This is a genomic window from Bradyrhizobium sp. WSM4874 (assembly GCF_055811835.1).
In genome coordinates, this window is record NZ_JBVVPR010000220.1 from 1 (window position 1) to 411 (window position 411).

Below are 411 nucleotides of genomic sequence, written 5' to 3' on the forward strand. Positions count from 1 at the left end.
GGTCGATGATGGCCGGGTTCTCATAGGTGTCGGGCCATCCCTCAATTATGGGAGTCATCAGTAGCGCTACTCCGTTCGCTGCCAGGATCCGGTGCATCTCCGCGTCGACATGCTCAAGCACATGCGAGCACAGCACCTTACTATTAGGCTCCTGCATCTCTCCTATGAGCGACAAAGAGCTTTTCACCTCGAAGCAGACCAAGTTTTACGCTTGTCAATCCGTCTGAGGTAAATTCCTCAGTCTCGAAGCCTGCTCGCCGAATGCGGTCACGGATATTCGCGCCGTAATACCGAACATGATCCTTCTGGCCGAAGTGTATTTCTCGCTCGTTTGGGTCGATGATGGCCGGGTTCTCATAGGTGTCGGGCCATCCCTCAATTATGGGAGTCATCAGTAGCGCTACTCCGTTC

General features: G+C 53.8%; 1 pseudogene. It reads right to left on the reverse strand.

Annotated features, from left to right (window positions below):
* Positions 1 to 143: 143 nt before the first annotated feature.
* A pseudogene (locus AC0L3P_RS40105) lies at positions 144 to 411 on the reverse strand (hypothetical protein); the annotation flags it as partial.